This window comes from Acidiphilium sp., from assembly GCF_049977125.1.
Taxonomy (GTDB): domain Bacteria; phylum Pseudomonadota; class Alphaproteobacteria; order Acetobacterales; family Acetobacteraceae; genus Acidiphilium.
In genome coordinates this window covers 1-7246 of the sequence record NZ_JBMFGY010000136.1, presented here as the reverse complement: position 1 = coordinate 7246, position 7246 = coordinate 1, and the positions used below count along the sequence as shown (strand labels likewise).

At 64.7% G+C, this 7246-nt stretch carries 5 protein-coding genes; 3 read left to right on the top strand and 2 right to left on the bottom strand.

Annotated elements, in window-relative coordinates:
* Positions 1 to 83: 83 nt before the first annotated feature.
* Positions 84 to 2756 (bottom strand): aminopeptidase N, encoded by a 2673-nt coding sequence (gene pepN, locus ACP5E6_RS14905; protein WP_427955250.1) that lies wholly within the window; start codon positions 2754 to 2756, stop codon positions 84 to 86.
* A 316-nt stretch (positions 2757 to 3072) separates the two neighbouring features.
* Here pepN and ACP5E6_RS14900 point away from each other — a divergent pair, with 316 nt between their 5' ends.
* Together ACP5E6_RS14900 and ACP5E6_RS14895 are read left to right on the top strand one after the other, a co-directional pair.
* Positions 3073 to 4224, top strand: a complete 1152-nt coding sequence (locus tag ACP5E6_RS14900) for a GNAT family N-acetyltransferase (protein WP_427955253.1) — start codon at positions 3073 to 3075, stop codon at positions 4222 to 4224.
* A complete protein-coding gene (locus ACP5E6_RS14895; protein WP_427955248.1) occupies positions 4221 to 5096 on the top strand; it encodes a DMT family transporter in 876 nt (291 codons plus the stop codon). Before ACP5E6_RS14900 ends, ACP5E6_RS14895 begins: the two co-directional genes overlap by 4 nt.
* Here ACP5E6_RS14895 and ACP5E6_RS14890 read toward each other — a convergent pair.
* Complete coding sequence (locus tag ACP5E6_RS14890; RefSeq protein WP_427955246.1) at positions 5051 to 5416, bottom strand: CsbD family protein; 366 nt, start codon at positions 5414 to 5416, stop codon at positions 5051 to 5053. The genes ACP5E6_RS14895 and ACP5E6_RS14890 overlap by 46 nt on opposite strands.
* A gap of 211 nt (positions 5417 to 5627) precedes the next feature.
* Between ACP5E6_RS14890 and ACP5E6_RS14885 the strand changes: the two genes are divergently transcribed.
* Complete coding sequence (locus ACP5E6_RS14885) at positions 5628 to 7244, top strand: APC family permease (RefSeq protein ID WP_427955244.1); 1617 nt, start codon at positions 5628 to 5630, stop codon at positions 7242 to 7244.
* Positions 7245 to 7246: the final 2 nt, after the last annotated feature.

Here is a 7246-nt window from a genome sequence, read left to right as displayed (position 1 = left end):
TTTCTGGTCAAAGGTGGTTTCAACGGTAGAGACCAGAGGAACAAAAGTTTTTTGGTTCTTTTTTTCAAAAAAGAACGGCTTGCTTATCCTTCCAATGCGCGTTCGGCCATTTCGCAGGTGTTTTCTGACAGGGTGGGTGAGGCCAGGATGGATTTGAGTGCGGTGTGCATGAGGGTTTGGCGGGTGGGGTTGTAGCGTTTCCAGGCGGCGAGGGATTCGACCATGCGGGCGGCGATCTGGCGGTTGATGGGGTCGATGGTGAGGATCATGCGGGCCATGAAATCGTAGCCGGCGCCGGTGATGTTGTGGAAGTGGAGCGGGTTGGCGGTGCCGAAGGTGGCGATGAGGGCGCGGCAGCGGTTGGGGTTGTGCGGGTCGAAATCCGGATGGTGGCTGAGGGTTTCGATGCGGGTGAGTGTGTCGGGCGCGGTGGAGATTGCCTGGATGCGGAACCATTTGTCGATGACCAGCGGGTCGGCGTGCCAGCGGTGGTGGAAGGCGGCGAGGGCGGTGTCGCGGGCTGGGGTGGCGGTATTGGCGAGCAGGGCGAGGGCGGCGAGGGTTTCGGTCATTGTGGTGCTGGTGGCGATTTGGGCCTGGGCGAGGGGCAGGCCGGTCGCGGGGTCGGCGGCGACCAGGTAGGTGAGGGCGATGTTGCGCAGGGCGCGGCGGCCGACGCTTGGCGGGGTGGCATCGAACGGGGTGGGGGTCGAGGTGCGTTGGTAGATGGCGTGGAGGCTTGCGTGCAGGGCCTGGCCGATGGCGTGATGTGCGGCTTCGCGGATGGCGTGGATCGCATCGGGGTCGATTATTGTCATGCGGTCGGCCAGGTCGGCGGCGTCGGGCAGGGTGAGCAGGCGGGCGGCGAGGGCGGGGCTGGTTTCGGCGTGGTCGAGTGCGGCGGTCATGATGTCGAGCAGGCCGCGATCGAGGGTGAAGCCGGTGCCGGGTTGGGGGGTGGTGATGGCGTCGAGCAGGATTTCGGTTGCGTAGCTTTGGCCGGCGTCCCAGCGGTTGAAGGCGTCGCTGTCATGGGCGGCGAGGTGGGCGAGCTGGGAGCGATCGTGGCCGGACAGGCGGACCGGGGCGGAGAAGCCGCGCAGCAGCGAGGGGGTGGGCGGGGCGGCGACGTTTTCGAAGGTGAAGGTGGTTTCGGCGGTCTCGAGCAGGAGGCGGCGGGTGCCGGGTGTGGCGTGGGTTTCGCCGGCGAGGGTGGTGGGCAGGTCGTCACCGTCCGGGCTGATCAGGCCGAGGGCGACCGGGATGACGAGGGGGGATTTGTCGGGTTGGCCTTGTGTGGGCGCGGTGGTTTGGCGCAGGGTGAGGTGGTAGCGGCGCGTTTCGGGGTGGTAGTGTCCCTCGAAGCTGAGGGTCGGGGTGCCGGCCTGGTCGTACCAGCGCATGAAGCGGGTGAAATCGAAGCCGGATTCCTGATGCATCGCGGCGATGAAATCCTCGATGGTGGCGGCGGAATTGTCGTTGTCGGCGATGTAGCGGTCAAAGCCGCGGCGGAAGACGTCGGCGCCGATGATGGTGCGGATCATGCGCACGATTTCCGCGCCTTTTTCATAGACGGTGGCGGTGTAGAAATTGTCGATCTTGCGGTATTCCGGCGGGCGGACCGGATGGGCGAGGGGGCTGGCGTCTTCGCGGAACTGGCGCAGGCGGAGGAGTTTGACGTCGTCGATGCGCGAGAGGGCGGGCTCGGTGGTATCGGCGCCGTATTGTTGATCGCGGAAGACGGTGAGGCCTTCCTTGAGTGAGAGCTGGAACCAGTCGCGGCAGGTGATGCGATCACCGGTCCAGTTGTGGAAATATTCATGGGCGATGACGCGATCGATGCGCTGGTAATCGTGATCGGTCGCGGTGTCGGGGCGGGCGAGGACGAGGCTGGTGTTGAAGATGTTGAGGCCTTTGTTTTCCATGGCGCCCATGTTGAAATCGGACACCGCGGCGATGGCGAAGCTGTTGAGGTCGTATTCGAGGCCGAAGGCGGTTTCATCCCAGCGCATGGCGCGTTTCAGGCTGGCCATGGCGTGGGCGGTTTTGTCCTGATCGCCCTGGCGGACGTAGATGGCGAGAGCGATGTCGCGGCCGGAGGCGGTGGTGAAATGGTCGCGCGTGGCGATCAGATCGCCGGCGACCAGGGCGAACAGATAGGCGGGTTTGGGGTGCGGATCGGCGAATTTTGCCCAGTGGCGATGGTCGGGCAGGGTGCCGCGATCGATGTCGTCGCCGTTCGAGAGGAGCACGGGGAAGCGGCTGGCATCCGCGATCAGGGTTGCGGTGTAGCGGGCCATGACGTCGGGCCGGTCGGGAAAGAAGGTGATGCGGCGGAAGCCTTCGGCCTCGCATTGGGTGAAGAGATCGCCGCCCGAGACGTAGAGGCCGGACAGTTCGGTGTTTTGCGCGGGGGCGATGGTGACATCGGTGTCGAGGGTGAATTCGTCGGGCACGTCGGGGATGGTGAGGTGGTGCGGGGTGAGGTGATAGGCGTCCGGCGGGAGATCATCGCCATCGATCGCGAGGGCGGTGAGGGCGAGGTCTTCGCCGTCGAGCACCAGCGGGGCGGCGGGGTTGGCGTGGGCTGGGTTGCGGCGGACCGAGAGCGTGGCGCGCACCCTGGTGGCGAGCGGGTCGAGATCGAAGATCAGATCGAGCGTGTCGATCAGAAACGCCGGGGGCTGGTAATCGGCCAGGCGATGCGGCGCCGCGGTTTGGGCGGTTGCGGCGATTGGGGTGGGATGGTCGGCCATGGTGCTCTCCGGAGTTGGGGTGAGTTTGCCTTGTGCGGCCTGATGGCGCAACGCCCGGACGGGGGCGTTGTGAGGCAGTAAGGCCAGGGGCGCTGCCCCTGGACCCCGTTAAAGGCGGAGCCTTTAAAATCCACTGGTTTTAGGCAAGGGGAGGGCTGAGGTCCTCCCCTTGCCTAAAACGAGAGGGTTCTAAGGGCCGCGCCCTTAGTGGGGGTCCAGGGGGCAAAGCCCCTTGGCCTTGCTTGTTCACCGCGCAACCCCGGATATTTTCATCTGGGGTGCTATGCAGGCGGTGTGGGGGCGGCATATTGGGGGGATGGACGGTAGTGGTGGTGACCTGACGGTGGGGCTGCATCAGAGCATTCACGATTTTGATGCGGCGGCGTGGGACCGGTTGGCGGGCGGGGGCAATCCGTTTGTCAGCCACGCGTTTCTGGCGGCGCTGGAGGACAGCGGGTCGGTGGGTGGGCGGAGCGGGTGGTATCCGCATCATGTGGCGATGCGCGATGCGGCGGGGGCGCTGGTTGCGGCGGCGCCGGCCTATGCCAAGGCGCATTCCTATGGCGAGTATGTGTTCGACCATGGCTGGGCGCAGGCGTTGGAGCGGGCGGGCGGGCGGTATTATCCGAAATTGCAGGTGGCGGTGCCGTTCAGCCCGGTGCCGGGGCCGCGTTTGCTGATGGCGCCGGGGGTTGCGGCGGCGACGGTGGCGGCGGCGTTGCAGCGGGCGGCGCGGCAGCTCAACTGTTCATCGGTGCATGCGACGTTCTGCACCGAGGCGGAGTGGGCGGCGCTGGGACAGGCGGGGTGGTTGCAGCGGGTGGGCGTTCAGTATCATTGGCATAACCTTGGGTATGCGGATTTCGAGGGGTTTCTGGCGGCGTTGGCGTCGCGCAAGCGCAAGGCGATCCGGCGCGAGCGGCGGGAGGCGCAGGCGGGGCTTGAGATCAGGGTGCTGCGCGGGGCGGAGATGGGGCGGCGGGAGTGGGCGGCGTTTCATCGGTTTTATTTATCGACGGTCGATCGCAAATGGGGCGGGGCGTATCTGAGCGAGAGTTTTTTTGCGTTGCTGGGGCAGCGGCTGGCGGAGCGGGTGGTGGTGGTGATGGCGTTCCGGGCGGGGATGCCGATTGCGGGGGCGCTTAATTTGCTGGGGGATGACGCGCTGTATGGGCGGAACTGGGGGGCGAGCGAGGATGTGCCGTTCCTGCATTTCGAGCTGTGCTATTATCAGGCGATCGAATTCGCGATCGGGTTGGGGTTGCGGCGGGTTGAGGCGGGGGCGCAGGGGCAGCACAAGATCCAGCGCGGGTATCTGCCGAGCCTGACCTATTCGGCGCATTTTATCGCGCATGACGGGTTGCGGGCGGCGGTTGGGGCGTTTCTGGCCGACGAGCGGCCGGCGATTGCCGATGAGATGGCGATGCTTGGCGAGCAATCGCCCTATCGGACTGACGCCGGGGCGTGATCGGGGCTTATGCGTCGCTTGCCCTGTCGATGATGATGGTGGGGGCGAATGTCGTTATTTTGAAGATTCTGGCGGGGCATTTGCCGATTTTCGTGATTCTGGCGTTGCGGTCGGTGCTGGCGGCGGCGCTGCTGGCGCCGTTCGCGAGGGTGGGGCGCTGGCCGGCGCGGCGGGTGCTGGGGAATTTGGTGTTGCAGGCGGGGTTCGGCACGCTGGCGTATAATGTGTTGCTGCTGGCGGGGTTGCGCCATACCGGGGCGGTGCAGGCGGGGCTGGTGCTGGCGAGTTTGCCGGCGGTGATTGCGCTGGGGGCGGCGATCGGGTTGGGGGAGCGGCTGACCCGGGTGCAATGGGGGGCGGTCTTGCTGGCGGGGTTGGGGGTTGCGGCGCTGGCGCGGGGCGGCGGCGGGTTCAGCCTGGCGGGCGATGGGCTGGTGTTCGGCGCGGTGTGCGGCGAGGCGGTGTATGCGTTGCTGGCGCGGCGGGCGGCGGGGGCGCTGCCGGTTTTACAGGCGAGTTTCTGGATGCAGGCGGCGAGCGCGGTCTTTTGCGTGCCGCTGGCGGTCGGGCAGTGGCCGGCGGCGCATTTCACGGTTGAAATCGGTGGGTTGCTGGTGGTGCACAGCCTGACCGCGAGCCTGTTCGCGCTGTTGCTGTGGTATCATGGCATGAAGCGGGTGAAGGCGGGGATTGCCGGGGCCTTCACCGCGCTGCTGCCGGCGACCGCTGCCGTGGCGGGGGTGGTTGTGCTGGGCGAGCGGGTGACGATGGGGGATATGGTCGGGTTGGTCGCGCTGCTGGGCTCGATCGGGTTGATCGTTCTGCCTCAGCGCCGGCGGGACCGGCCGTGGAGCAGGAGTGCGAGCGCGTAGCCGGTGGCGGCGGTGCCGAGCAGGGCGAGTATCGGCTGTTCCTTGATCAGGGTGGTGGCGCGGGTCAGAAAACTGTCATCGACATAGGCATTGCCGGTGGGTTGGTGGGGTGAGGTGGCGGCGTTGAATGCCTCGCTGGCGGCGTCAGCGGCGTTGTTCACCGTGTCCTTGGCGGCGCCGTAGAGTTTTTGCGCCTTGCCGGCGAACTGGTCGGCCTTGCCTTCGGCCTGGAGCGAGTCATCGCCGGTGATGCCGCCGATGCCATCCTTGATTTTGCCGCCGAGGTCTTTGGCGGCGCCTTTGATTTCGTCTTCATCCATCGGGAGTGTCCTCGAACTGCGGGGCCGGAAGCGGCTGGTGGGGAGATGGCGTGTGCGGTTGCGAGAAACAAGCCGTGACGACGGGTCAGTGTTCCTGAGGTATGAACGCATTTGTAAAGGGTGTTTGCCACATGCCTGTCATTTAAAGTCTTTCCATCCTGATTAAAAACGCGTTAACGTCCGCCCATAAATAAACACAGGGGACTGATTGATGGCTGAAGGTACTGGAATCAAACTCAAGCGGGATGCGGGGATCATCGGGCTGCTGTTTGCGAGTCTCGGCGGGATCATCGGGTCGGGGTGGCTGCTCGGACCGCTGACGGCGGCGAAGATTGCCGGGCCTTCGGCGATCATCGCGTGGTTGATCGGCGGTGTTGCGGTGCTGCTGCTGTCGTTTGTGTATGCGGAGCTGGCGACGGCGTTTCCGCGCGCGGGGGCGGTGATTGCGTTTCCAAAACTTTCGCATGGCAATCTGATGGCGACGGTGCTGAGCTTCGTGGTGTTCCTGGGCTATGCCTCGGTGGCGCCGGCGGAGGCTTCGGCGGTGATCACGTATGCGAGCAATTATGTGCAGGGTCTGGTCGATAAATCCGGCGTTCTGACGACGTTGGGGTTCATTGTGTCGGCGGCGCTGCTGGCGGTGTTCGCGGTGGTCAATTTGCTGGCGATCAAGATGGTGCTGGCGATCAACTCGACGCTGACGTGGTGGAAGGTTGCGATTCCGGTGCTGACCATCATTATTTTCCTGCTGTTTGGGTTTCATTCGAGCAATTTCAGCGCGCAGGGCTTTGCGCCGGGCGGGGCGTCGGGCGTGTTTTCGGCGGTGGCGACCTCGGGCATCGTGTTCTCCTACCTCGGGTTCCGCCAGGCGGTGGAACTGGCCGGTGAGTCGAGTAATCCGAAGCGCAACCTGCCGATCGCGATTATTGGCTCGGTCTCGATCGGGTTGATCGTGTATGTCGGGTTGCAGATCTCGTTCATTGGCGCGTTGAATCCGTCCGACATTGCGAAGGGCTGGGCCAATGTGAATTTCAAGGGCGCGTTCGGGCCGTTTGCCGGGCTGGCGTCGCTGATCGGGATGGGGTGGCTGGCGGTGCTGCTCTATATCGATGCGTTCATCTCGCCGACCGGCACGGGGATCATTTATTTCACGACGACCTCGCGGGTTTTGTATGCGACGGGCAAGGAAGGGCTGATCGGGGGCAATTTCTTTGCCAAGCTCTCGGTGGCGGGGGTGCCGCTGGTGGGCGTGCTGTTCACCTTCCTGGTCGGGCTGCTGTTCCTGGTGCCGTTTCCGTCATGGCAGGGGATTGTGACGTTTATTTCGTCGGCGACGGTGCTCTCGTACGGAACCGGGCCGGTGGTGCTGATGACGTTGCGCAAGACCATGCCGCCGAGCCAGTATAAACGCCCGTATCTGTTGGCGGGGGGCAATCTGATCGGGTCGGTTGCGTTCATCATTTCGAATTTCATCATCTTCTGGAGCGGCGCGCCGACCGATAATTTCCTGTTCGAGCTGATCCTGGGCTTCACCGTGCTCTATGTGGCTTATGAGGCGGTTGCGGGGGTTGGCATCGCCAATCTGCACTGGCGCGGCGCGTGGTGGCTGGCACCGTATTTCTTTGGCCTGTGGCTGCTGACGTATCTGGGGCCGAAAGCCCTGACCAGCGGCACCGGCGCGCTGGATCAGGTGACCGATTCGCTGCTGCTGATCGTGTTCAGCATCATTATCCTGTTCATTGCGATCAATTCGGGCACCCCTGATCCCGAGGAGGCCAAGGCGACGATTTTGGCCGGTGAGCCGGAGTTGTTCCTGCCGGCCGAGTGAGA

Coding starts and splice junctions, on each gene's coding strand:
- pepN (WP_427955250.1), bottom strand. CDS start 2,756: ATGGCCGACCATCCCACCCCAATCGCCGCAACCGCCCAAACCGCGGCG.
- ACP5E6_RS14900 (WP_427955253.1), top strand. CDS start 3,073: ATGGACGGTAGTGGTGGTGACCTGACGGTGGGGCTGCATCAGAGCATT.
- ACP5E6_RS14890 (WP_427955246.1), bottom strand. CDS start 5,416: ATGGATGAAGACGAAATCAAAGGCGCCGCCAAAGACCTCGGCGGCAAA.
- ACP5E6_RS14885 (WP_427955244.1), top strand. CDS start 5,628: ATGGCTGAAGGTACTGGAATCAAACTCAAGCGGGATGCGGGGATCATC.